22 protein-coding genes are annotated in these 24,531 nt (G+C 67.5%); 9 read left to right on the top strand and 13 right to left on the bottom strand.

What is annotated here, in order from left to right:
* Positions 1-5 precede the first annotated feature (5 nt).
* Both NU688_RS16460 and NU688_RS16455 read left to right on the top strand, forming a co-directional pair.
* A complete protein-coding gene (locus tag NU688_RS16460; RefSeq protein WP_257861779.1) occupies positions 6-599 on the top strand; it encodes an ATP-binding protein in 594 nt (197 codons plus the stop codon).
* 81 nt (positions 600-680) lie between these two features.
* The gene (locus NU688_RS16455; protein WP_257861777.1) at positions 681-1,199 is read left to right on the top strand and encodes a hypothetical protein; all 519 of its coding nucleotides are present in this window, start codon (positions 681-683) and stop codon (positions 1,197-1,199) included.
* Between the two features lie 32 nt (positions 1,200-1,231).
* Here NU688_RS16455 and NU688_RS16450 read toward each other — a convergent pair whose 3' ends face one another.
* The 9 genes from NU688_RS16450 to NU688_RS16410 form a co-directional block, all read right to left on the bottom strand.
* Positions 1,232-2,797, bottom strand: a complete 1,566-nt coding sequence (locus NU688_RS16450; RefSeq protein WP_257861775.1) for an ATP-binding protein — start codon at positions 2,795-2,797, stop codon at positions 1,232-1,234.
* Positions 2,794-4,275: an ATPase domain-containing protein gene (locus tag NU688_RS16445; RefSeq protein WP_257861774.1), complete on the bottom strand. Its 1,482-nt coding sequence runs from the start codon at positions 4,273-4,275 to the stop codon at positions 2,794-2,796. Before NU688_RS16445 ends, NU688_RS16450 begins: the two co-directional genes overlap by 4 nt.
* A 174-nt stretch (positions 4,276-4,449) precedes the next feature.
* On the bottom strand, positions 4,450-5,100 hold the full coding sequence (ureG, locus tag NU688_RS16440) for an urease accessory protein UreG (RefSeq protein WP_257861773.1): 651 nt from the start codon (positions 5,098-5,100) through the stop codon (positions 4,450-4,452).
* 18 nt (positions 5,101-5,118) lie between these two features.
* The gene (locus tag NU688_RS16435; RefSeq protein ID WP_257861878.1) at positions 5,119-5,799 is read right to left on the bottom strand and encodes an urease accessory protein UreF; all 681 of its coding nucleotides are present in this window, start codon (positions 5,797-5,799) and stop codon (positions 5,119-5,121) included.
* A 1-nt stretch (position 5,800) separates the two neighbouring features.
* Positions 5,801-6,418 (bottom strand): urease accessory protein UreE, encoded by a 618-nt coding sequence (gene ureE, locus NU688_RS16430; RefSeq protein ID WP_257861771.1) that lies wholly within the window; start codon positions 6,416-6,418, stop codon positions 5,801-5,803.
* Between the two features lie 90 nt (positions 6,419-6,508).
* Positions 6,509-8,227 carry an urease subunit alpha gene (ureC, locus tag NU688_RS16425; RefSeq protein WP_257861770.1) on the bottom strand — a complete coding sequence of 573 codons (1,719 nt, stop codon included), beginning with the start codon at positions 8,225-8,227 and terminating at the stop codon, positions 6,509-6,511.
* A gap of 3 nt (positions 8,228-8,230) precedes the next feature.
* Positions 8,231-8,536: an urease subunit beta gene (locus NU688_RS16420; RefSeq protein ID WP_257861769.1), complete on the bottom strand. Its 306-nt coding sequence runs from the start codon at positions 8,534-8,536 to the stop codon at positions 8,231-8,233.
* A 5-nt stretch (positions 8,537-8,541) separates the two neighbouring features.
* Positions 8,542-9,141: a HupE/UreJ family protein gene (locus NU688_RS16415; RefSeq protein ID WP_257861768.1), complete on the bottom strand. Its 600-nt coding sequence runs from the start codon at positions 9,139-9,141 to the stop codon at positions 8,542-8,544.
* A 22-nt stretch (positions 9,142-9,163) separates the two neighbouring features.
* Positions 9,164-9,466, bottom strand: coding sequence for an urease subunit gamma (locus NU688_RS16410; RefSeq protein ID WP_057591402.1), 303 nt, complete (start codon positions 9,464-9,466; stop codon positions 9,164-9,166).
* A gap of 107 nt (positions 9,467-9,573) precedes the next feature.
* Between NU688_RS16410 and NU688_RS16405 the strand changes: the two genes are divergently transcribed.
* The 3 genes from NU688_RS16405 to NU688_RS16395 all read left to right on the top strand — a co-directional run bounded on the left by NU688_RS16405 (position 9,574) and on the right by NU688_RS16395 (position 14,991).
* Entirely contained in the window at positions 9,574-13,167 is a 3,594-nt protein-coding gene (locus NU688_RS16405; RefSeq protein WP_257861764.1) for an ATP-binding protein, read from the top strand.
* Positions 13,164-14,186 (top strand): response regulator transcription factor, encoded by a 1,023-nt coding sequence (locus NU688_RS16400; protein WP_257861763.1) that lies wholly within the window; start codon positions 13,164-13,166, stop codon positions 14,184-14,186. Before NU688_RS16405 ends, NU688_RS16400 begins: the two co-directional genes overlap by 4 nt.
* Positions 14,187-14,322: 136 nt before the next feature.
* Positions 14,323-14,991: a hypothetical protein gene (locus tag NU688_RS16395; protein WP_257861761.1), complete on the top strand. Its 669-nt coding sequence runs from the start codon at positions 14,323-14,325 to the stop codon at positions 14,989-14,991.
* Positions 14,992-15,001: 10 nt separating this feature from the next.
* Here the strand turns inward: NU688_RS16395 and NU688_RS16390 are convergent, their stop codons facing one another.
* Positions 15,002-15,922, bottom strand: coding sequence for a LysR substrate-binding domain-containing protein (locus tag NU688_RS16390; RefSeq protein ID WP_257861760.1), 921 nt, complete (start codon positions 15,920-15,922; stop codon positions 15,002-15,004).
* Positions 15,923-16,025: 103 nt separating this feature from the next.
* Here NU688_RS16390 and NU688_RS16385 point away from each other — a divergent pair, with 103 nt between their 5' ends.
* Positions 16,026-17,291 carry a pyridoxal-phosphate dependent enzyme gene (locus NU688_RS16385; RefSeq protein ID WP_257861759.1) on the top strand — a complete coding sequence of 422 codons (1,266 nt, stop codon included), beginning with the start codon at positions 16,026-16,028 and terminating at the stop codon, positions 17,289-17,291.
* A 17-nt stretch (positions 17,292-17,308) separates the two neighbouring features.
* A complete protein-coding gene (locus NU688_RS16380) occupies positions 17,309-18,289 on the top strand; it encodes a tripartite tricarboxylate transporter substrate-binding protein (RefSeq protein WP_257861758.1) in 981 nt (326 codons plus the stop codon).
* An 18-nt stretch (positions 18,290-18,307) separates the two neighbouring features.
* Here NU688_RS16380 and NU688_RS16375 read toward each other — a convergent pair whose 3' ends face one another.
* The gene (locus tag NU688_RS16375) at positions 18,308-18,934 is read right to left on the bottom strand and encodes a transcriptional regulator (protein WP_257861757.1); all 627 of its coding nucleotides are present in this window, start codon (positions 18,932-18,934) and stop codon (positions 18,308-18,310) included.
* Between the two features lie 104 nt (positions 18,935-19,038).
* Here NU688_RS16375 and NU688_RS16370 point away from each other — a divergent pair, with 104 nt between their 5' ends.
* A complete protein-coding gene (locus NU688_RS16370) occupies positions 19,039-20,187 on the top strand; it encodes a threonine synthase (RefSeq protein ID WP_257861756.1) in 1,149 nt (382 codons plus the stop codon).
* Between the two features lies 1 nt (position 20,188).
* On the opposite strand, the gene NU688_RS16365 is transcribed toward NU688_RS16370, so the two are convergent.
* Together NU688_RS16365 and NU688_RS16360 are read right to left on the bottom strand one after the other, a co-directional pair.
* Positions 20,189-21,175 (bottom strand): ornithine cyclodeaminase family protein, encoded by a 987-nt coding sequence (locus tag NU688_RS16365; RefSeq protein WP_257861755.1) that lies wholly within the window; start codon positions 21,173-21,175, stop codon positions 20,189-20,191.
* Between the two features lie 56 nt (positions 21,176-21,231).
* The gene (locus NU688_RS16360) at positions 21,232-21,540 is read right to left on the bottom strand and encodes a hypothetical protein (protein WP_257861754.1); all 309 of its coding nucleotides are present in this window, start codon (positions 21,538-21,540) and stop codon (positions 21,232-21,234) included.
* A gap of 182 nt (positions 21,541-21,722) precedes the next feature.
* Between NU688_RS16360 and secA the strand changes: the two genes are divergently transcribed.
* The gene (gene secA / locus NU688_RS16355; protein ID WP_257861752.1) at positions 21,723-24,509 is read left to right on the top strand and encodes a preprotein translocase subunit SecA; all 2,787 of its coding nucleotides are present in this window, start codon (positions 21,723-21,725) and stop codon (positions 24,507-24,509) included.
* The last annotated feature ends 22 nt before the right edge of the window (positions 24,510-24,531 follow it).

The following is a 24,531-nucleotide window of genomic DNA, read 5'->3' as shown; positions in this document are numbered from 1 at the left end:
CACCCATGTACTCAGGCAACCTCGGGCTCGTCATTGCGACGGGCATTCTGCTCGGCCTGGCCGGTGTGGTCGCGATGATGGGTTCGCTGCTGATCGCGAACATACGGGCGGGCACAAGGGCTCGCGACGTGGCGGAGCAGGCGAGAAGCGACGCGCGGCAGAAGATGCTGGCGAGCAGCGTGCAGGACCTGCGGCCGCTGATCGGTGCAACACCGGATGCTGCGGACATCCGCTTCGATATCCAGCTTCCGTCCGAAGCCGTTCACGTCTTCGCCATCAAGGCAGAGCTGTGCGAACTGCTGGCCAAGGTCGCAGCGCATGCGGCGCGCGTGATGTCTGCCGGTGCGACGCTGCAGGTTTCCGCGCGCGTGGAATGCGGGCACGCCGTCGTCCATTGGCGCGATCTCGATGCAGACGATGTGCGACCGCCGCTCGCAAGATTCTTCGATGCACTCGATGCCGCTTCGCAGGCCAGCGCACGGGTGTGCGAGCGCATTGCCAGCAGTCACGGCGGTCGCATCTATTCGGCACCGCATGCCGACGGCGCGCTGGGCCTGACGCTTCGGCTGCCGCTGCACGGGGCCGTCGCCGGGGCTTGAAAGGCCGGGCTGCCGCGCTGTGGAACTCCGCGTCATACTCGCGGTCCCACGGTGCCGCCGCTTTTCCTTCCGATACCGAACGTGCGAATCACTGCCTCCTCGTCTTTTCTTCGTGTACTCGCTGCGAGCGCGATTTTTCTCGTTACCGGTGCGCTGCACGCGCAGGCCTTGCCGCCGGGCGTGCGGCTCGGCATGTCGGCCGATGAATTGCACGCTGCATTGCCTGCCGCCGAGCGCGTGCAGCGTCCGCAACGGCTGACCGGCGGTTTGCTTGGAAGCTGGCGTGCGGCGCCCGTCGAAATGGCGGGGTTGATGTTCGAGCCGACCTTCTTCTTCGCGGCATCGGAATTGCGGCGCGTCGAATACGTGGCCACTGCGCAGGCCGTGCCCGACAACGGCGCCTCCGCATTCGGCCAGCTCGTGCAATGGGGACGCGGCGTGTTCGGCAACGAACTCGCGTCGCGCGATCCGGGCAGCGCCTATGCGGCGTGGACGAGCAACGATGCCGATGTCTATGTGCAACAGGTCAGCGACCCGCGCCGTGCGACCGTGCGCCTGGTCTACAAGGCGCGGCAGCTGCGGGACGGCAGCGAGCTCTGAAGAAGAGCAAGGCCGCTCACCACCCATTCAGTTCAGGCGATCCCTCGCTGCGCCAGCTTCAGCAACGCAGCCGAGAGTTCTTCCATATCGACCGGCTTCAGCAGATGGTGATCGAAGCCGGCCCGCGCAATGCGCACCCGGTCGTCGGGCTGCCCCCAGCCGGTGAGCGCGATCAGCCCCATGCCGTGGTGCATTGCATGGACGCGAAGCCGGCGCGCGAGTTCGCAGCCGTCCATGCCCGGCATGCCGATGTCCAGGATGCCGAGCGTGGGGCGAAAGCCCTCGGCCTTTTGCAGCGCATCGGGGCCGCTGAACGCCACGGCTGTTTGCGCGCCCAACAGCTCCAGCAGCGTGGCCAGCGATTCCGCCGCATCGCGGTTGTCGTCGACCACGAGGATGCGGTGCCGCGCGGCGATGGCTTCCTGCGAACTGCGCTTGAGCGCACCCGCCTGGACGCCGTGGTCCAGCAGCGGGAGCCGCACCGTGAACTCGCTGCCCTGGTTGGGGCCATCGCTTTTTGCACTGATCTGGCCGCCGTGCAGTTCCACCAGGCTCTTCACCAGCGTGAGGCCGATGCCCAGCCCGCCCTGCGCGGCCCGCGCCGTGCCGCTCACCTGCACGAACATCTCGAAGATCGCACCGAGCATGTCCGCGGGGATGCCCGCGCCGCTGTCCTTGATGCGCACCACCGCATGGTCGTCGTCGTGCGCGACGAAGACGTCGATACGGCCACCCTCGGGCGTGTACTTGGCCGCGTTGTTCAGCAGGTTCGAGAACACCTGCGTGAGGCGCACGCCGTCGCCCTCGACGGCCTTGGATGCTTCTGGCAGGTGCACTTCGAGCGTGTGCCTGCCGGCATCCACCAGCGGCCGGCTCAGTTCCACGGCGCCGCGGATCACTTCGTTGAGCGCGAGCTCGCCCAGCTGCAGTTCGATTTTTCCGCGCGTGATGCGCGAGACCTCCATCAGGTCGTTCACCAGCCGCACCATGTGCTCCACCTGGCGCCCCATGAGCTGGTAGTAGGGCTGTGCCGTCTCCGGCGTCAGCGTCTTGCGCGTGAGGATCGCCAGCGCGGTGCTCAGCGGCGCCATCGGGTTGCGAAGCTCGTGCGCCAGGGTGGCCAGGAATTCGGTCTTGCGCTTGTCGGCTTCGCCGAGGTCTTCGAGGATCTTGCGCAGCTCGTACTGCCGCCGCCGGGCGCGCAATGCGCTGCGCAGCGCACTCACCAGCGAGGCCACGCGGATCGGCCGCTCCAGCACCGTCACGTTGGCCATGCCTTCCATGGCGGTGGTGATGGCGCGCGAGTCGGCGCCCTGGCGCGCGAGGATCAGCACCGGCAGGTCGGACCACGGCGGCTGCGCCGAGACCGCGTCCGCGAGATCGGCCGCGCCGCTGCCCGACAGCATTTCCTCGGACACCAGCAGCGCACCCGCGCCGTTTCCGATCTCGCGCATCAGCTCGGGGAGCGTGGGGCACACCTGCGTTTCGATGCCCGAGCGCGCGAGCACGGCCGTCGCCATGACGGCATCCTTCGATGTTGTCGTTCGCAGCAGAACGCGCAGCTGCGGGTTGTCGGTGGAGGTGGCCGCCGCCGTCACGGTGGCATCGCCGAAACGCCGTCCACGGGCACCGGCACCCCCGTCAGGATGCCCCTGAAGTGGCGCAGGGGCTCGCCGACCTTCAACCCATTGCGGTCCATCGAGAAGGCGCGAATCGTGCGCTCGTGCGCGCCGCCCCGTTTCTTGAGCACCGAGATCGCCTGCCGGACCTCGCCATCGGCCTCGAAGTAGCGCAGCAGCACCACGGCGTCGGCGAGGTAGCTGGCATCGACCGGCGTCTGCATCTGCATCCCGATCAGGCCGTGCTGCGCGCCCACCAGCAGCGTGGCCACGCCCGACTGCCCGAGGTAGGTAAGCAGCTCGTGCAGCTGCACGATCAGGAAGCGCTCGTCGGGCATCGCGTTGAGGTAGCCGTTCAGGCTGTCGATGACGATCACCGTCGCCGCCTGTTCGGTCACTGCAAGCCGTATCTCGTGCACCAGCTCGCCGGGCGAGAGCTCGGCGGGGTCCACCTGCTTGATGCGGATGTGGCCCGACTGCAGGTAGGGATCGAGATTCATGCCCAGGCCCTTGCAGCGCGAGCGCAGCGTGTTGACGCTCTCGTCGAAGATGAAGAGCGCCGCGCGCTCGTTGCGCTCGGCCGCGGCAATGGCGAACTGCACCGCCACCGACGACTTGCCCGTGCCCGGCGCGCCCACGAAAAGCGTGCTCGTGCCCTTCTCGAGTCCGCCGCCCAGCAGTGCGTCGAGCGCCGCGATGCCGCTGGGGAGCTTGATCTGGGCGGTGTCGTTGACGTGCTCGGCGGCCACCAGCCGCGGAAAGACCAGGAGGCCGCCGCGATTGATGCGGTAGTCGTGGTAGCCGCCGCGGAATGCCTGCCCGCGGTACTTGACCACCAGCAGCCGGCGCCGTGCCGAGCCGTAGTCGGAGTGCACCTGTTCCAGGCGCAGCACCGCGTGGGCGATGCTCTGCACCTGCAGGTCGTGTTCGGTGGCGGTCATGTCGTCGAGCAGCAGCACCGTGCATTGCCGGCCCGCGAAGAACTGCTTGAGCGCGAGGATCTGCCGGCGATAGCGCAGCGACGTGCCCGACAGGAGCCGCAACTCCGACAGCGAATCGAAGACGATGCGCGAGGGCTTGAGCGTCTCCACGTCGCCGAGGATGCGCAGCGTGGTTTCGCTGAGTTCGACCTCGGACGGATGGAACATCGTGTATTGCTCTTCGGGCTGCAGGGCGTCCTGCGCGGGGAGCATTTCGCGCACATGGATGCGCGAGAGGTCCCAGCCGTGGGAGGCGGCCACGCCGCGCAGTTCGGTCTCGGTTTCGGAGAGCGTGACGTACAGCACCGACTCGCCCCGGCGCGCGCCTTCGAGCAGGAACTGCAGCGCGATGGTGGTCTTGCCCGCGCCCGGTGTGCCCTCCACGAGGTACAGGCGGTTGGGCTCCAGGCCGCCGCCGAGCACATTGTTCAGCCCGGGGACGCCGATGCCCAGAAGCTCGGGAGTGTTCGGCTCCATCCTCTTCTCCATGAAAAATTCGGGAAACCAAATTCAATCATGGGTGCCGCGCGAGCACATGCGGCAGGAGGCCGGAAAAGAGGCTGACCGCTTGTCAGCCGCCGCCTCATCGTGCGGGGTGGAAGGCGGCGGGGGTGTTGTCCTGCACGCCGATGCGCAACTGGCTGGCGCTCTTCAGTCGGCCGTGAGCATGCCGCGCTGTTCGATGAACGCCACCACCTCGTCGACGCCCGTGTGGGTCTTGAGGTTGGTCATCACGTAGGGCCGCTGGCGGCGCATGCGCTGGGTGTCCTGTTCCATCACTTCCAGGCTGGCGCCCACGTACGGCGCGAGGTCGATCTTGTTGATGACGAACAGGTCGCTCTTGGTGATGCCGGGGCCGCCCTTGCGCGGAATCTTCTCGCCGGCGGCCACGTCGATGACGTAGATCGTCAGGTCCGACAGCTCGGGGCTGAAGGTGGCAGCCAGGTTGTCGCCGCCCGATTCGACGAACACGATGTCGGCATCCGGAAAGTCTTCGAGCATGCGGTCGATGGCTTCGAGGTTGATCGATGCGTCTTCGCGGATCGCGGTGTGCGGGCAGCCGCCCGTTTCCACGCCCATGATGCGTTCAGCGGGCAGCGCGCCGGCCACGGTGAGAAGACGCTGGTCTTCCTTGGTGTAGATGTCGTTGGTGATGGCGACGAGGTCGTACTTGTCGCGCATCGCCTTGCAGAGCATCTCCAGCAGCGTGGTCTTGCCCGAGCCGACGGGGCCGCCGATGCCCACGCGCAGCGGGGGCAGTCTCTTGGTGCGGTGGGGGATGTGGTGCAGGGCGGAGGTCATGGGCGTTGTCCGGTTCGGTCAGCTTCGAAAGAGGCGGGAATATTGTGTTTCATGGCGGGCCGACAGCACGGCCAGCAGGGGCGCGAAGGCCTGGCGCTCGTCGTCGCCCAGGTTCATCGCACGGTCGACGGCCGCGGGGATTTCGTTCGCGAGCCGCGCGAGGATGCGCTGGCCCGCGCTCTGGCCGAGGGGCACGGCCTTGACGGCGGCCGCCACCATGTTCTCGGCCCAGCCGAAGGCGAAGGCGAGGCAGCCGTCGTGCACCGTGGCGCCGGTGCGGCTGAGCGCGAAGGCAAAGGCCACGGGGTAGCTCGCGGGCAGGTCCTTGAAGACCTCGGCCGTGTCCGCGTGGTGCAGCTTGAGCCATTCGACGAAGGAGCGGCCCATCTGCTCGGTCTGCAGGAAGAACTCGGCCGATTCGCGGGTGGTCATGACCCACGCGTTGAGTTGGCGGATGCGCGCTGCGTCTTCCGCACGCCAGGCGGGGATGGCCTGTGCGACCAGTGCGAGGTCGCCGCGCGCGAAGCTCAGGTGCAGCTGGTCGGCGATCCACTCGGTGGCCTTGGCTTCTGAATCGATGCCAGCCCATTCCACCGCCGCCTCGATGCCTTCGGAGTACGAGAAGCCGCCGACGGGCAGGGCCGGGGAGGCGAGCCAGATGAGCTGCAGCAGGCTGTGGGCGCTGGCCGGGTCGGGCATGTCAGTGGGAGTGGCCGTGGTGGCTGTGGTCGTGACCGTGCGGATGGTCGGCATGGTCATCGAGCAGCTCCGGCGCGAGCACGAGCGGCTTCGGGCCTTTGCTGCCGCCGTGCGAATGGCCGTGGTCGTGCGCATGGTCATGGCTGCCGCCATGCGAATGCTCGTGCGAACCGTAGGCGCCGCCCTCGGGTTCGAAGGCTTCTTCCACGGCAACAACGATCAGGTGCATCGAGCGCAGCATGTCGGCCAGCACGTGGTCGGGCTCGATCTTCAGGTGGTCGGGCTTGAGCTCGATCGGCACATGCCGGTTGCCCAGGTGGTAGGCCGCGCGCGTCAGGTCGAAGGGCGTGCCGTGGGCCGTGCAATGCGTGATGCGCAGCACCGGCTGCGGCGCTGCGATGACGCGGATCAACGAGCCGTCTTCGGCCACCAGCACATCGCCGCCACGCACCGCGGTGCCACGCGGCAGGAAGATGCCGAGCTGCCGGCCTTGCGAGTCGGTGGCGTCGAAGCGGCTTTTCTGGCGGATGTCCCAGTCGAGTTCGATGGTGGCGGCGCGCTTGAGCAGCACGGGCGCGAGGCCCCGGCCCTGCGGCATGAGTTTGTTGGCGGTGAGCATGTTGCGAAAAAGGAGCGCCCGGAGGCGCCCGTTGGCTGGATGAATACCTTCGAGGATACGCAGCCTGTCAAGCAGGCGAATGCCCTGGCTTCAGAAGAGGAAATACCGCTGCGCCATCGGCAGCAGCTTCGCCGGCTCGCAGGTCAGCAGGTGCCCGTCGGCGCGCACCGCATAGGTCTGTGCATCGATCTCCATCTTCGGCGCGTAGCCGTTGTGGATCAGGTCGCTCTTGCGCACGTTGCGGATGTTCTTCACCGCGCTGAGGTTCTTGGCCAGACCGTAGCGCTCCTTGATGCCCGAGGCCAGCCCGGCCTGCGAGACGAAGGTGAGCGAGCTCTTCGCGAGCGAGCCGCCGTACGCGCCGAACATCGGCCGGAAGTGCACCGGTTGCGGCGTCGGAATCGATGCGTTCGGATCGCCCATTGCCGCCATCGCGATCGTGCCGCCCTTCAGGATGGTGAAGGGCTTCACGCCGAAGAAGGCAGGCTTCCAGATCACGATGTCGGCCCACTTGCCGACCTCAAGCGAGCCGACCTCGTGCGCGATGCCGTGCGCGATCGCCGGGTTGATCGTGTACTTGGCGACATAGCGCTTCGCTCGGAAGTTGTCGTTGCGCTCGCTGTCTTCGGGCAGCGTTCCGCGTTGCACCTTCATCTTGTGCGCGGTCTGCCAGGTGCGGATGATCACTTCGCCGACGCGGCCCATGGCCTGGCTGTCGGAGCTGAACATGCTGATCGCGCCCAGGTCGTGCAGCACGTCCTCGGCGGCGATGGTTTCCTTGCGGATGCGCGATTCGGCAAAGGCCAGGTCTTCGGCGATGCCGGCATCGAGGTGATGGCACACCATGAGCATGTCGACGTGTTCGTCGAGCGTGTTCACGGTGTAGGGCATCGTGGGGTTGGTGGAAGAGGGCAAGAAGTTCGCCTCGCCCACCACGCGCAGGATGTCCGGTGCATGGCCGCCGCCCGCACCCTCGGTGTGGAAGGCGCAGATCGAGCGCCCGCCCACGGCCGCGATGGTGTTCTCGACGAAGCCCGATTCGTTGAGCGTGTCGCTGTGGATCGCCACCTGCGTGTCGGTGGCGTCGGCCACGTCCAGGCAATTGCTGATCGCCGAGGGCGTGGTGCCCCAGTCTTCGTGCAGCTTGAGGCCCATCACACCGGCTTCGATCTGCTCGTGCAGCGCATCCGGTAGGCTCGCGTTGCCCTTGCCGAGGAAGCCCAGGTTCATCGGGAATGCATCGGCCGCCTGCAGCATGCGCTCGATGTGCCAGGGGCCGGGCGTGGCGGTGGTCGCAAACGTGCCGGTGGCGGGGCCGGTGCCGCCGCCGAGCATGGTGGTCACGCCGGAAGACAGCGACTCCTCGATCTGCTGCGGGCAGATGAAGTGGATGTGGCTGTCGATGCCGCCCGCGGTGACGATGTTGCCCTCGCAGCTGATGATCTCGGTGCCGGGGCCGATGACGATGTCCACGCCCGGCTGCACGTCGGGGTTGCCGGCCTTGCCGATGGCGGCGATGCGGCCGTCCTTCAGGCCGATGTCGGCTTTCACGATGCCCCAGTGATCGACGATGAGCGCGTTGGTGAGCACGGTGTCGACGGCGCCTTGCGCGCGGGTGCGCTGCGATTGCGCCATGCCGTCGCGGATGGTCTTGCCGCCGCCGAACTTCACTTCTTCGCCGTAGCCGCCGGCACGCAGCGTGTAGTCGGCCTCGACTTCGATCAGCAGTTCGGTGTCTGCAAGGCGGACCCGGTCGCCCACGGTGGGGCCGAAGATTTCTGCATAGGCGCGTCGCCCGATGGTGGCCATGTTTTAAAGCTTCCCTTGAACCAGGCCGCGAAAGCCGTAGACGATGCGATCGCCCGAGTAATCGACCAGCTCGACCGTGCGCTGTTGCCCCGGCTCGAAGCGCACCGCGGCGCCCGAGGCAATGTTCAGCCGCATGCCGCGCGCGGCTTCGCGGTCGAAGCCGAGGGCGCCATTGGTCTCGGCGAAGTGATAGTGCGAGCCGACCTGGATTGGCCGGTCGGCGGTGTTCTGCACCACCAGCGTGAGGGTGCGGCGGCCGGGGTTGAGCGTGTGCTCGCCGTCGTCGGTGAGGAGTTCGCCGGGGGTCATGGCGATCAGACGGCCTGTGCCAGCAGCGTTGCGCCCAGCACCACCACGGCGGCGCCGGCCACGCGGGGCAGCCAGGCGTTGGCGTGGCGCAAGGCCCAGCCGAACGCGATGCCCGCGAGGTGCAGCAGCACGGTCGCGCTGACCATGCCGGCCAGAGTGAGCGCAGCGCCTTCTTCGCCCGCGAGTTCGTGGCCGTGGGCCACGCCGTGGAAGATGGCGAACACGCCGACCACGGCCATGGCGACAACCGCTGGCAGGTGAATGCGCGTGACCACCAGCAAGCCCAGCACCAGCAGCGAGGCCGCGATCATCGGTTCGACGGCCGGCAGTTGAACGCCGGCGAGGCCCATCAACGCACCCACGAGCAGCATGCCGGCGAAGGCCAGCGGCGCCCAGAGCAGGTCGGGCCAGGCGCGGCGCGCGGCCAGTGCGCTCCAGAAGCCGACCGCCACCATGGCCGCGAGGTGGTCGGCCCCGGTCAGCGGATGCAGGAAGCTGGTGGTGAAGCCGTGGTGCAGGCCGCCGTCGACGCCTGTGTGGGCGCTGGCCGCGAGCGGCAGGAGGAGGGCGAGCAGGGCGAGGGTCTTGGAAGTGGTTTGGCGCATGACGGTTCTTCTTTGGATCGGGTCAGACGATGGGCTGATGGACGGTGACCAGCTTGGTGCCGTCCGGAAAGGTGGCTTCGACCTGGATGTCCGGAATCATCTCGGCGATGCCGTCCATCACGTCGGCGCGGGTGAGCACCGAGCGGCCCTCGCTCATGAGTTCTGCGACGCTCTTGCCGTCGCGGGCGCCTTCCATCACGGCGGCGGAGATGAGGGCGATGGCTTCGGGGTAGTTGAGCTTCAGGCCGCGGGCCTTGCGGCGTTCGGCCAGCAACGCCGCGGTGAAGATCAGCAGCTTGTCTTTTTCGCGCGGGGTCAGTTCCATGGGAGCGGCATCGGGTGGCTGGGGGAGGAGTCGGCCATTATGGGCAAGCCTTCTTCTTTGCAACAGTCGTGCCCTGTTCGCCAAAAGTCGTACGGATGGCACGAAAGATGCACCGAAACGGTGTGAATTCCGACGCCACGACCACGACTCCCGACGACGCCCCGCAGCGCATCGTCAAGGTCCGGCGCGACTACAACAGCTGGGTCGCGAGCGAAACGCTCGAAGACTACGCGCTGCGCTACACGCCGCAGCGCTTTCGCAAGTGGTCCGAATGGCGGGTGGCCAACACGGCCTTCGGAGCCGCATCGTTCCTGATCCTCGAGGCGGTGGGCGCCACGCTGCTGGTGCAGTACGGCTTTGCCAATGCCTTCTGGGCGATCCTGGTCACCGGGCTCATCATCTTCCTGGCGGGGCTGCCGATCAGCGTGTATGCGGCGCGCTACGGCATCGACATGGACCTGCTTACCCGAGGCGCTGGCTTCGGCTACATCGGCTCGACGCTCACCTCGCTGATCTACGCGAGCTTCACCTTCATCTTCTTCGCGCTCGAGGCGGCCGTGATGGCCTATGCGCTGGAACTGGCGCTGGGCATCCCGCCGGTCTGGGGCTATCTGGTGTGCGCGCTGGTGGTCATTCCGCTGGTCACGCACGGGGTGTCGGCCATTAGCCGGCTGCAGCTTTGGACGCAGCCGCTCTGGCTGCTGATGCTGGTGGTGCCCTTTGTGTTCGTGCTCGTGCGCGATCCTGGTGCGTTCGCGGGCATCGTGCACTACAACGGGGTCAAGACCAGCACCAAGGGTTTCGATCTGCACCTGTTTGGCGCTGCCCTGACGGTCGGCATCGCATTGATCACCCAGATGGGGGAGCAGGCCGACTACCTTCGGTTCATGCCTGCGCGCACCGCCACCACCCGCGGGCGATGGTGGGCGGGCGTGTTGGCCGGCGGCCCCGGCTGGGTGGTGCTGGGCGTGCTCAAGATGCTGGGCGGGGCGTTGCTGGCCTACCTGGCCATCACGCACATGGTGCCGGTGGAGCGCGCGGTCGATCCGAACCAGATGTACCTCGCGGCCTACGAGTACGTGTTTCCGAACTACGGCTGGGCGGTGGCCGCGACGGCGCTGTTCGTGGTGATCTCGCAGCTCAAGATCAACGTGACCAACGCCTATGCGGGCTCGCTGGCGTGGAGCAACTTCTTCTCGCGCGTGGCGCACAGCCATCCGGGGCGGGTGGTGTGGGTGGTGTTCAACGCGCTCATCGCCTTCATGCTGATGGAGATGAATGTGTTCGAGGCGCTGGGCGATGTGCTCGGGCTGTTCGCCAATATCGCCATCGCCTGGATGATGTCGGTGGTGGCCGATCTGGTCATCAACAAGCCGCTGGGGCTCTCGCCGCCGGGCATCGAGTTCAAGCGCGCGCACCTGTGGGACATCAACCCGGTGGGCGTGGGCGCGATGGCGCTGGCCTCGGTGCTGTCGATCACCGCGCACCTGGGCGTGTTCGGGCCGCTGGCGCAGGCGTTCTCGGCGCTGATTGCACTGGGCACCGCACTCATCGCCTCGCCGCTGCTGGCGTGGGCGACCGGCGGCAAGTACTACCTGGCGCGGGCTTCCGATGCGACCGGTGCCGTGCCCTTCACGCCGGCGGCGGGCGGGCGTGCGGTGCGCTGGGCGAAGGTCGAATCGGACGAAAGCGGCAGCTACCAACGCCTGAAGGTGCAGCACTGCGTGATCTGCGAGCGCGAATACGAAGCGCCGGACATGGCGCATTGCCCGGCGTACCAGGGCGCGATCTGCTCGCTGTGCTGCACGCTCGATGCGCGCTGCGGCGACCTGTGCAAGCCGCATGCGAGCCTGTCGTCGCAATGGTCCGGCGCATTGCGCTGGCTGCTGCCGCGGCGCAGCTGGCGCTACCTGGACACCGGGCTCGGGCACTTCCTGCTGCTGATGTTGATCATCGTGCCGCTGCTGGCCGTGGTGTTCGGCGTGCTCTATCAACAGGAACTGCGGGCGCTCGCCGAAAGCGCGGTCGAGCTCGCGTCGCAGGCCGGCGTGTCGGAGGCATGGGCGGGCGTGCAGCAGTCCGCGCTGCGCTCGGGGTTTCTCAAGGCGTACATGGCGCTCTTGGTCATCGCGGGCATCGTCGCGTGGTGGCTGGTGCTTGCGCACCAGAGCCGCAAGGTCGCGCAGGAAGAATCGAACCGCCAGACGCATTTACTGGTGCGCGAGATCGAATCGCACCGCGAGACCGACCGCGCACTGCAGGCCGCCAAGCAGACCGCCGAAGAGGCGAGGGCGGTGGCTGAGCAGGCCCAGCGCGCCGCCGACCAGGCCAACCAGGCCAAGAGCCGCTACATCAGCGCCATCAGCCACGAGCTGCGCACGCCGCTCAACAGCATCCTGGGCTACGCGCAGCTGATGGGCGAAGACCACTCGGTGCCGCCGCATCGCCAGCAGGCCGTGGCGGTCATCAAGCGCGGGGGCGAGCATCTGCTCTCGCTCATCGAAGGCACGCTGGCCATCGCGCACATCGAGGCCGGCAAGCTCACGCTGCATGCGCGGCCGATGCGCTTTGCCGACACCATGCGCGAGCTGGCCGACATGTTCGAGTTGCAGGCGGCCGAGAAGGGGCTGCAGTTCCGCTTCGAGGCGGCAGGCGCCCTGCCCGAGGTGGTGCGCGCCGACGAGAAGCGGGTGGGTCAGATCCTCATCAACCTGCTGGGCAACGCGATCAAGTTCACGGCGGCGGGGCAGGTCACGCTGCGGCTTGCGTATGCGCGCGAGTTCGCGGCCATCGAGATCGAGGACACGGGCCCTGGCATGACGACCGAGGACATCGACCGCATCTTCGAGCCCTTCGCGCGCGGCAATGCGGCCGCCTCGTCGGCACCGGGTGCGGGCCTGGGCCTCACCATCGCCAAGATGCTGACCGACCTGATGGGCGGCGAGATGAAGGTGCAGAGCACACCGGGCGTGGGGTCGCTGTTCTGCGTGCGGCTCTTCCTGCCGCGAGTGCACGACACCGCGGTGGGCGCGAACAGGCCGGCGCCCGTGGCGCGTGCGCGCCGTGGCTACGAAGGCCCGCGCCGGCGCCTCCTGGTGGTCGACAACGAAGAGGCCGACCGCGACCTGCTCGACCATGTGCTCGCGCCGCTGGGCTTCGAGCTCCGCACGGCCGCCAGCGGCCACGATGCGCTGGACCTGATCGCTGCCGGCTACCGGCCCGATGCGATGTTCGTGGACCTCGCGATGCCCGGCATCGACGGCTGGGAAACCATCCGCCGCGCACGCAAGCTCGGCCTGACCGATGAGGCCGTGGCCATCGTCTCGGCCAACGCCTTCGACAAGGGCCTGGACAACGACGTGGGCATCGCGCCCGAGGACTTCTTCGTGAAGCCCGTGCGCCACACCGAGTTGCTCGACTGGCTCGAGCGTCGGCTCGGCCTCAAGTGGACCGACACCGCCGCCGTGTTGCCTGCACCGGCCGCACCGAAGACGATGCAACCGCCGTCGCGCGAGCGCCTGCGCGCACTCGACGAAGCGGTGAGCCTCGGCTACTTCCGCGGCATCATGAACCAGCTCGACGACATCGACACCGAACAGCCCGAGTGCATGGCATGGACCGAGGCGCAGCGCGTGCTGGCGCGCCAGTTCCAGTTCGAGGCCATGAGCCGGGCGCTGGCCGAAGCAGTGAGTGCGCCATGACAACCACCCCGCCTCCAGAAACATCACCCCTCGCACGAAGCTTGCGCGACGAGGGCGTCAACGCCGACCTCGTGCTCATCGTGGACGACGTGCCCGACAACCTCGCGGTGCTGCACGACGCGCTCGACGAATCGGGCTACACCGTGCTCATTGCCACCAGCGGCGAGCAGGCGCTGCAGCGCGCCGCGCAGGCCCGACCCGACATCGTGCTGCTCGACGCGATGATGCCGGGCATCGACGGCTTCGAGGTCGCGCGCCGGCTCAAGGCCGATGCGGCCACCGCGCACATTCCCATCGTGTTCATGACCGGCCTCACCGAAACCGAGCACCTCGTGGCCGCGCTCGAAGCGGGCGGCGTCGATTACGTGACCAAGCCCATCAAGCCGAAGGAGGTGCTGGCGCGCATGAACGTGCACCTGCAGGGCGCGCGCCGCGCGCGGCAGGACGCGCGGCAGGCCGGCCAGGCGCGCAACGCGCTCGATGCCTTCGGCTACGCGAGCATCACCGTGCGCCTGCCCGAGGGCCGGCTGATCTGGCAGACGGCCCTCGCGCGCGACCTGCTGCACCGGTATTGCGAAACGCGCGCCCCCGAGACGCCGCCGGCGGTGCTCGAATGGCTGCTGCGCCACACGCCCGATGCGCGCCAGCGCGGCATCGAGCCGCCGGCGCTCTCCATCGTCCAGGGCGCGAGCAGCCTCACGCTGCGCCTGCACCAGCAGACCGGCCACGATGACGACGGCGACGAGTGGATGATCATCATGCGCGAGGTGTCCGACACCGGCGTGATCGAGGCGATGAGCCTGAGCCTGAAGCTCACCGCGCGCGAGGCCGAGGTGCTGTACTGGGTGGTCAAGGGCAAGACGAACAAGGACATCGGCGAGATCCTCGGCAGCAGCCCGGCCACGGCCAAGAAGCACCTGGAGCGGGTGTATGTGAAGCTGGGCGTCGAGACGCGCACCGCCGCGGCCGGCGTGGCCATCAAGCGCATCCGCGAGCTGCAGCCCCAGTTCGAGATCTGAGCCTGCTGCGGCGCGTCACCGCGCCGACTTTCCGCCTCCCTAGAATGGTCCGAGGGCCTTGGGATGCGCGATGAAGAACAGGCAAAGAACAACAATCCGACGATCGAGCCGCGGCTGGCATCCCAGCTGGCTGTGGATGGCTTCCTGCGCGCTGGCGAGCACGGGCGCGCAGGCCGCGGGCCATTTCGATGTCGACGACGCGGGCACGCTCGATCCCGGCCAGTGCCAGTACGAGACCTGGTGGGGCCGCACCGGTGTCGAGCCGGTCACGGGCTTTCACATCGGGCCGTCGTGCCGCGTCGGGCCTGTCGAGTTGGGGCTGAACATCGACCGCCTCTCGGTTCAGGACGTACAGCGCGTGCATTCGATCACCGCCGGGCCGCAGCTCAAGTGGACCTTCCTCGGACAAGCCGCAGATGCGCCGCTCAGCGCAGCTGTGTCGATGGGCACCGTGTCCGATCTCCGGCGCGGCGGCCGCATGGGCGGGCAGTTCGTGGTGCCGGTGACCTGGCGGCCGACCGGCAGCCTGCAGGTCCATGCGAATCTCGGCGCCGACTGGGCGCTCGGCACCGGCGTGCGTACCCCGCGCGGTGGCCTGGCTGCCGAATGGGCGCTCAACGATGCCGTGTCCGTGATCGCCGAGCGCAGTCGCGCTTCGGGTGCCTGGACCTCGCGCATCGGTGGCCGCTTCAGTCTCACGCCGCTGATCAGCGTGGACATCAGTGCCTCGCGTACCCGGCCGGTGGGCGGGTGGGGCGTGACCGGCTTCGTGGTCGGGCTCAACCACGAGTTCACCTGGAAGTGAGTCGACCTGCCTAACGCAGATAGCGCTGCATGCGCTTCTCGTCCTCGGCCAGCTGCAGGCGCATCAGCGAGAGAAAGTCGCGCGCCGTCGCCGAGAGCACCTTGCCCGCCGGCAGGGCCAGGATGCAGGTGAAGTGCACGTCGATCGACAGCCGGCGCACCACCAGCCCGCGCTCCGCGTAGTCGAGCGCGGTGATCGGGTTGACCAGCCCTACGCCCAGGCCGCGCAACGCCATCTCGCACACGCTGGCCGCATACGGGGTCTGCACCAGCACGCGCAGCGCCACGCCGTACGGCGCGAGCGCGGCTTCGAGGCGCTGGTGCGAAGGGTCTTCGGGGTTGAGCGCGAGAAAGGGCGCCTCCGCCAATTGTTCCGGCTCGATGATCTTGAAGCGCGTGAGCGCATGGCCCTCGGGCATCACCACCACGCCGGGAAAGCGCGCGAAGGTCGAGTGGTCGATGCCTTCGAGCGAGAGTTCGTCGGCCATGAGCCCGAAGTCGGAGATGCCCATCGCCACCCGGTCGCGCACGTCCTTGGAGCTCAGCACCTGCAGCGACACCTGCGGCCAGGGGCTCGCGCCGCGGTGCGCCTTCAGCCGCGCGAGGGCACGCGGCATGAAGCCGAGGCCGTAGGCGGGATAGCAACTGAGTTCCAGCTGGGTCAGGCCGAAGTCGCGGAGGCTCCGCACGCGGTGCTCGATGGCGTCCATGCCGATGAACACGCGTTCCACCTCGATCCACAGCGCGCGCGCTTCGGGCGTGGGCACCAGCCGCCCGCCCGCGCGCTGGAACAGCAGCATGCCCGCCTGCGCTTCGAGCCGCTTGAGAGACTGGCTGATCGCGGGCTGCGTCACATGCAGCAAGGCGGCCGCCTTGCGGGTGGAGCTGCCGCGCATCAGGGCCCGGAACGTCTCGATTTCGGCGAATCGCATCGATGGCCACCGATAAGTTTATTTATCGATTGAGTATCTGAAGGTGCGTAATTTTATTTCCGAATGCATAAGATTTGCGCACAACTTCCAACCCGCCCACCCCGTGACGCCCTCGCCAGTTCTGGACTTCAAGTTCGCCGCCTTGCCCGCGGATCCCTCGGCCCATCATCCGGGGAGCCTTTCGCACCCCGCGTCCAGCGCCTTGGCCCGAACGCTCAAGCCGGTGCGCAATCCGCGTTTGCGGGGCCTGCAGTGCCTGCGCTGCGATGCGCTCTACCCGGTCACGCTGACGCACGACGGCTGCCCCGCCTGCAAGAAGGCGGGCTTTCACGTCGCATTGCGCGCGAGCTACCTGCCCGACCTGGGAGACGCGACAGAGCGAGCCGAAGGCCACGATGCGATCCCCATGCCCTACACGCCGGGCTTCACCCTCGGCGAGGGTCAGACGCCGATGCTGGAGATGCAGGAGCTGGCCCGGCATTTCGACGTCGCGCGGCTCGGCCTCAAGGACGAATCGAGCAACCCCACCGGGTCCCACAAGGACCGCATGACGGCGGTGGGCGTGGCGCAGGCGCTGGACTTCGGCGCCCACACGCTGGTGCTCGCTTCGTCGGGCAATGCGGCGGTGTCGGCGGCGCACTACGCTTGGGCGGCGGGCCTGCGCTGCGAGGTGGCCACCTACGAAGGCATGCCGGCGACCTATTCGCGGCAGCTCGATGCACTGGGCGCGCGGCGCTATGTGTTCGCCGACAACGCCGGCCGCTGGGCCTTCGTGCGCGAGCGCTCGCAATACCCCGGCTATTTCGCGCTGACCAACTACCGCCTGCCTGCACTCGGCAGCGCACCGCTGGCCATCGAGGGCTACAAGACCATCGCCACCGAATGCGTGGCCGACGCCGGCCTGCCGGACCACATCGTGATTCCCACCGCGCGCGGCGATCTCGCCTGGGGCATCTACGCGGGCTTTCGCGACCTGCTGGCCGCAGGGCGCATTCCGCGTCTGCCGCGGCTCTGGCTGGTGGAGCCGTTCCCGCGCCTGGCGCGCGTGTTCGCGGGCGGCGCGATCAACGGCAGCTACCCCGGCCACACCGCACAGTTCTCGACGGCGGGCGCCACCGTGACCTACCTGCAGTGGCAGGCAGCGGCCGCCACCGGCGGTGGGGCGGTGGTGGTGAGCGACGACGAGGCGCGTGCTGCGCGGCGGCTTCTTACGGCTGCCGGCGTGAGCGCCGAACTGTGCGCGGCCGGCGGCCTGGCCGCGCTGGGGCAGTTGCGCGAGACCGGTGCCATCGCCGCCGATGCGCATGTGGTGCTGATGCTCACCGCGAATGCATCGAGCGATCCGAGCTGGCCCGACCCGGCCGTCTAACCCTCAAGGAGCCACCCATGCCGACGATGCATCGCCGGGCCTTTCTGGCCGCCGGCTCTACAGCCCTGCTCGCTGCAGCGCGACCTGCATGGGCCGCTTACCCCGACCGGCCGATCAAGCTCGTCGTGCCCTGGGCCGCAGGCGGCAGCACCAACGCCATCGCGCGTGCCATGGCGCAGCGCATGAGCCAGACCATAGGCAGCCCGGTGATCGTCGACAACCGCCCCGGCGCGGCCGGCATGATCGGCACCGATGCGGCCGCCAAGGCCGCGCCCGACGGCTACACCATCGCCATCGTCGAGCTGCCGCATGCGATCGCGCCAGCGGTGACGGCGAAGCTCCCGTACGACCTGCTGCGCGACTTCACGCCCGTGACCATGATCGGGACCTCGCCGCTGGTGTTCTTCGCGGGCATGGACGACGACAGCAAGGACTTCAAGACCTTCATCAAGTCGGCCGCCGCCAAGCAGGCACCGCCCGCCATCGCGCACAGCGGCGCAGGCACCGTGAGCCATCTCGCGGCCGAAATGCTCGCGAGCCGCACGAACATCCGTTTCAACATGGTGCCGTACAAGGGCTCTGCACCGGCGCTGACCGATGTGGCGGCCGGCACGGTGGCTGGCCACTTCGCGACGCTGGCCAGTGGTTCCAGCCTTGCAGGCGGCAACAGGATCCGTCCGTTGCTCGTCACGAGCACGCAGCGCGTGACCATCGCCGGCCTGCAGAACGTGCCCGCGCTGGCGGAGAGCAACCTCAAGGGCATGGAGATCGATCAGTGGTGGGCCATGGTGGCGCCGGCCACCACGCCGCTCGACGTGATCGAGAAGCTGCGCCGCGAGGCCATCGCGGCGCTCGAGCATCCCTCGGTGAAGGAGCGGATGTCGGTGCTGGGCGTGCAGATGAAGGGCTCGACGCCGGGCGAGCTGCGCGCGTTCCTTCGCTCGGAGGCCGAGCGCTGGCAGAAGGTGGCGCACGAGGTCGGCTTGCAGCCGCAATAGACCCCGACCCGCTGCTAATTACTTCGCGTCGCTGTAGACGGTGGCGCGCGAGACGCCCATGTGCGCCGCTGCGATTTCGGCGCCGCGGCGGATCTCGAGGAAGCCGGCCTTCTTCAACTCCTGCACGAGCTGCTTGCGGTCGGCCGGTTTCAGCGACCGCGAACTGGTAGCGCGTGACGCGGCGAATTCGTCGATGCGCGCGTGGATGCGCTCCGAATGGCCCGCGCCCGTATCGAGGCTCTCGTGCACCTCCCGCTCGTCGATGCGCGTGAACTGCGAGATCGCACCCTGGAAGCTCTGGAACAGCGTGAGGTCGACGTTCAGGCACAGCGCGGCCACGTACTCGCCGCTCTCGTCCTTCACGCCGATGGAGGTGCTCTTGACCTTGCGGCCGTCGGAAAAGGTGTTGGCGTAGTTCGAAATCACCGCCGGGTACTCGGGGTCGCGGATGCGGGCGAGGCCGAGCTCGGTGACCGATTGACCCACCTGCCGCCCGCTCAGGTTGTTCTCGATCGCGTAGATCGCGTTCTTCGGATTGCTGAGGTCGTGCACCACGACTTCGCAGAAGGGCGCAAAGGTTTCGCCGAGGCCTTCGGCCATGTTGCGCAGCATCTCCAGGAGCTGCTTGTTGGACTTCTTCTTCATGGCGGGGAATGTATCCAGTTCTGGACGAAGAATCCAAACTGTACGGAAAGTCCATGTTTGGATATATCATCCAAATCCAGAAAGATCCTCCAGGAGAACCGCGCATGACACGCCAGGAACCCGCACGCTATATCGATCCCCGCACCGGCCGGTACCACGACCTCTCGGAACGCCGTTGGCGCTCCGACGACGGCAATCCGATGATGGTGACGCCGCTGCCCGGCATCACCCGCGACGACATCGATGGGCGCGAGCGCTCGGTGTGGCGCTACCGCGCGGCGCTGCCGGTGGTGATCGACACGCCCGCGAGCATGGGCGAAGGCTGTACGCCGCTGGTGCAGAAGCGCTGGGGCGCATTCGAGCCCTACTTCAAGCTCGAGTGGTTCAACCCAACCTGCAGCTTCAAGGACCGTGGTGCGTCCGTGATGATTTCGTTCCTGCGGCAGCTGGGCATCCATGCGGTGCTGGAAGACAGCTCAGGCAATGGCGGCGCGGCCATTGCTGCCGCGGGCGCGGCGGCGGGCATCAAGGTGAAGGTGCTCGCGCCCAGCTACACGCCGGCGCCGAAGGTCGCGCAGATTCGCGCTTTCGGCGCCGAGGTGCAACTCGTGCCGGGGCCGCGCGAGGAGTCCGAATACGAAGCGATGCGCCAGTCCGAATCGATCTTCTATGCGAGCCACAACTGGCATCCGTTCTTCCTGCAGGGCACGAAGACGCTGGCCTATGAACTCTGGGAAGACCTGGGGTTCGTCGCACCCGACAACGTGGTGATTCCAGCCGGCGCGGGCAGCAATGTGCTCGGGTGCTGGATCGGCTTCAAGGAGTTGCTGGCGGCGGGGCAGATCGCGAAGCTGCCGCGGATCTTCGTGGCGCAGCCGCTGAATTGCTCGCCTGTGGATGCGAGCTTCGTCGCAGGCGTCGACACGCTGGTCGACCGCATCGTGAAGCCGACGATCGCCGAAGGCACGGCCATCAAGCGGCCCGTGCGGCTGCAGGAGATTCTTCAGGCGCTGCGCGAGACGAATGGCAAGACGGTGGCGCTGACCGAAGAGCAGATCGCAGCCGCCGTGCGCCGGCTGGCCTCGACCGGGTTGTATGCCGAGCCGACGTCCGCAACGGCGGCCGCGGCCATCGATGTGCTGGCGCAGCGGGGCGACATCCAGGCCAGCGAAACCACGGTCGTGCTGCTGACCGGCACCGGCCTGAAGTCGACGCAGTTCATGACCGAGCTCTTCGGCGGCGCTGCCGCCTGAGCTACCAGGGCCAGGCGAGGCGCGTGCCTGTGCCCGTTGCAATCGCGCGCTCGTGGAGCAGGCGCGCGACCGTCAGGTCCTGCAGCGCGAGGCCGGTCATGTCGAAGACGGTGATATCGCCCGGCGCGCGCTCGAAGGAGGTCTTGCCGCTCAGCAGGTCGCCCAACTCGGTCCTCGCGGTGTCGGGCGCCCATTGGGTTTCGCCGATCTGCTGCGCCTGCACGCTGTCGTCGACGAAGAGGCGGGCGCGCGCCAGCAGGCCTTCAGGGAGTTCTCGCTTGCCGCGCGTGTCGGCACCGACGCAATTCAGGTGCATGCCGGGTTGCACGGCTTCCAGATCGAACAATGCGCCACCGCCCGGTGTCGCGGTGATCACGATGTCGCTCTCTGCGACCGCGGCGTTGCGGTTGGTGGCGGGTGCGATGTTGCAGCGGGCCGCGAAGTTGTCTTCGAACACGGCGTTGCGACCGTCATCGGCGCTCACGTAGCGCACCTCGCGGAGCGAGGGCAGAAGGCGCAATGCGAAGTCGAGCTGGATGCGCGCCTGCACGCCAGTGCCGAAGATGCAAAGCCGCGTGCTGTCGGGTCGCGCGAGCTGCTGCAGGCCGAGCCCGCCCGCCGCACCCGTGCGCACGGTCGTGATCGCATTGCCGTCGATCACGCACAGCGGCCGGCCCGTGGCGGGGTCGATCAGGAGGATCGTCGCCTGGTGCGGCTCGCCGCCGCGCTGCCGGTTGGCGGGCCAGAAGCCCGCGGCCTTGAAGCCGAGCAGGCCCTGCGCCTGCACGTCGCCCGACTTGATGCCGAATACGCCGCCCGTGGAGAGCGGCTCGCGCACGACCGGGAAGACGCGGCCTTCGCGGTCGCTGTGAAGAACGAAGGCCTCGCGCACGGCCTGGCGCACGTCGTCGGGGGAGAGGAGGGCGTTGACCTGGTGCTTGTCGAGCAGCAGGAGGAGTGCGTCGGCGGGCGACGTCGATGGTGTCATCTGGAAATATTATCTACTTCCAGACGAAAAATCAATTCAAAGCGCCGGCCGGTCGATCAGCGGCCCGTGTGTACCTTGATGCGGATCGTCGCGACGTCCCAGCCCCGGTTCCTGAGCCGTGTCACGAGCATCGGCGCGAGTTGGCGCAGCTTGGCGGCCGCGGCGCTGCCTTTCACCAGCAGGCACCAAACGTCGCCCTCGGCAGGCCCGGCCTGCACGGCGCCGCGCATGGCCGGCGGAATGAGCCCCTCCACGGCTTTCAGGCGTTCGGCGCTGTCGCGCGCGCGTGCCATCAGGCCGCCCAGCGTGGGCGAGCCTTCTGCAGCCTGGTGCAGGCTGATGGCGGGGGCGAGGCGGCGATACATGAGTAATCCTGAGGACAGAAACAAGACAGCTAAAATGCCCGGTTTGCCGGCGTTCGCGCCGGAAAAAAGGCTGCTCGAGGCCGAACTTGATTTCGAAACGAGCGCGCCCAACTGCTTTCACCATATCTTAGGGAATCCGGTCGCAGTGCCTGTCGTGTCAGGCGCCCGCCCATCTCCACCCAATGGCAACCAACTTCCTGACCCAGATCTTCGGCAGTCGCAACGACCGGCTCCTCAAGCAGTATCGCAAGACGGTGGAACGCATCAATGCGCTCGAACCCGAGTTCGAGAAGCTCAGTGACGACGCGCTGCGCGCGAAGACGCAGGAGTTCAAGGACCGCGCGGCCAAGGGCGAAACGCTCGACGCCCTGCTGCCGGAGGCCTTCGCCACGGTGCGCGAAGGCTCCAAGCGCATCATGAAGATGCGCCACTTCGACGTCCAATTGCTCGGCGGCATGGCGCTGCACAACGGCAAGATCTCCGAAATGCGCACCGGCGAAGGCAAGACGCTGACCGCCACGCTGCCGGTGTACCTGAATGCGCTGTCCGGCAAGGGCGTGCACGTGGTCACGGTGAACGACTACCTAGCCAGCCGCGACGCCAAGTGGATGGGCCGGCTCTACAACTTCCTGGGTCTCACGGTGGGCATCAACCTGCCGCAGATGCCGCGGGAAGAAAAGCAGGAAGCCTACGGCAGCGACATCACGTACGGCACCAACAACGAATACGGCTTCGACTACCTGCGCGACAACATGGTGTACGAGCCGGGCGACCGGGTCCAGCGCGTGCTGAACTTCGCGATCGTCGACGAGGTGGACTCGATCCTGATCGACGAAGCCCGCACCCCGCTGATCATCAGCGGCCAGGCCGAAGACCACACCGACCTCTATCTCGCCATCAACAAGGTGGTGCCGCTGCTCACGAAGCAGGAAGGCGAAGCCGACCCCCGCACGGGCGAAGGCGTCACGGTGCCCGGCGACTTCACGGTCGACGAGAAGACGCACCAGGTGTTCCTGACCGAAGACGGCCACGAGAATGCCGAGCGCATCCTGGGCGAGCTCAAGCTGATTCCCGAGGGCGCGTCGCTCTACGACCCGGCCAACATCACGCTGATGCACCACCTGACAGCGGCGCTGCGCGCACGCCACCTGTACCACCGCGACCAGCACTACGTGGTGCAGCAGGGCGAAGTGACCATCGTGGACGAGTTCACCGGCCGCCTCATGACGGGCCGCCGCTGGAGCGACGGCCTGCACCAGGCCGTGGAAGCCAAGGAAGGCGTCGAGATCCAGGCCGAGAACCAGACGATGGCCTCGATCACCTTCCAGAACTACTTCCGCCTGTACGGCAAGCTGGCCGGCATGACCGGCACGGCCGACACCGAGGCCTACGAGTTCCAGGAAATCTACGGCCTCGAGACGGTCATCATTCCGCCCAACCGCATCAGCAAGCGCGAAGACCAGCTCGACCGCGTCTACAAGACCACGCGCGAGAAGTACGAGGCCGCCATCCAGGACATCCGCGAGTGCTACGAGCGCGGCCAGCCGGTGCTGGTGGGCACCTCGTCCATCGAGAACTCCGAAATCATCGACGCGCTGCTCACCAAGGCCGACCTGCCGCACCAGGTGCTCAACGCCAAGCAGCATGCGCGCGAAGCCGACATCGTGGCGCAGGCCGGCCGCACGAAGATGATCACCATCGCGACCAACATGGCGGGCCGCGGCACCGACATCGTGCTGGGCGGCAACATCGAGAAGATGATCGAGGCGATCGAGACCGACGAGGGCCGGGACGAGGCCACCAAGGAAATCGACATCGCGCACGTGCGCACCGAGTGGACCAAGGACCATGATTTCGTCAAGTCGCTGGGCGGCCTGCGCATCATCGCCACCGAGCGCCACGAATCGCGCCGCATCGACAACCAGCTGCGCGGCCGCTCGGGCCGCCAGGGCGACCCGGGTTCGTCGCGCTTCTACCTGAGCTTGGACGATCCGCTGATGCGCATTTTCGCGGGCGACCGCGTGAAGGCGATCATGGACCGCCTGAAGATGCCCGATGGCGAAGCCATCGAAGCGGGCATCGTCACGCGCAGCATCGAAAGCGCGCAGCGCAAGGTCGAGGCGCGCAACTTCGATATCCGGAAGCAGTTGCTCGAATACGACGACGTGTCGAACGACCAGCGCAAGGTGATCTACCAGCAGCGCAACGACATCCTGGACGCGGGCGACCTCACGGCGCAGATCGCCGCGCTGCGCGAAGGCTGCTTCATGGACCTGGTGCGCCAGTACGTGCCGGCCGAATCGGTCGAGGAGCAATGGGACCTCGAAGGCCTCGAGAAGACGCTCTTCACCGAGTGGGGCCTGGACATGCCGCTCAAGAAGGAGGTCGAGGCCTCCGACGCGATCTCCGATGAAGACGTGCTCGAGAAGGTGGTCAAGGCCGCCAACGAAACCTTCGACGCCAAGCTGGCGCTGATCGGCCAGGAGAACTTCACCCAGTTCGAGCGCATGGTGCTGCTGCAGAGCATCGACACCCACTGGCGCGAACACCTGGCTTCGCTCGACTACCTGCGCCAGGGCATCCACCTGCGCGGCTATGCGCAAAAGCAGCCCAAGCAGGAATACAAGCGCGAAGCCTTCGAGCTCTTCGGCCAGTTGCTCGACTCGGTGAAGAACGAAGTCACGCGCCAGCTCATGACGGTGCGCGTGCAGTCTGGCGAGCAGCTCGAGGAAGCGGCCGAAGCCATGGAAAGCCGCGGCGAGAACGTGGCCAACATCACCTACTCCGCGCCGACCGAAACCGGCGAGGTCGAGGTGCGTGTCGACGAAGAAAACCAGCGCCGCCTCGCGGCCATCGGTGCGGGCGCCCTGAGCGCCGAGGCCGCCGCCTTCGCCCGCGTCGGCCGCAACGACCCGTGCCCCTGCGGCAGTGGCAAGAAGTACAAGCAGTGCCACGGCAAGCTGAGCTGACGTCCCGAACCTTTCATTGAGA

The organism is Variovorax sp. ZS18.2.2, assembly GCF_024701975.1.
Lineage (GTDB): Bacteria > Pseudomonadota > Gammaproteobacteria > Burkholderiales > Burkholderiaceae_C > Variovorax.
The sequence above is the reverse complement of the archived record's forward strand: the minus strand, read 5'-3'. Positions and strand labels throughout refer to the sequence as shown.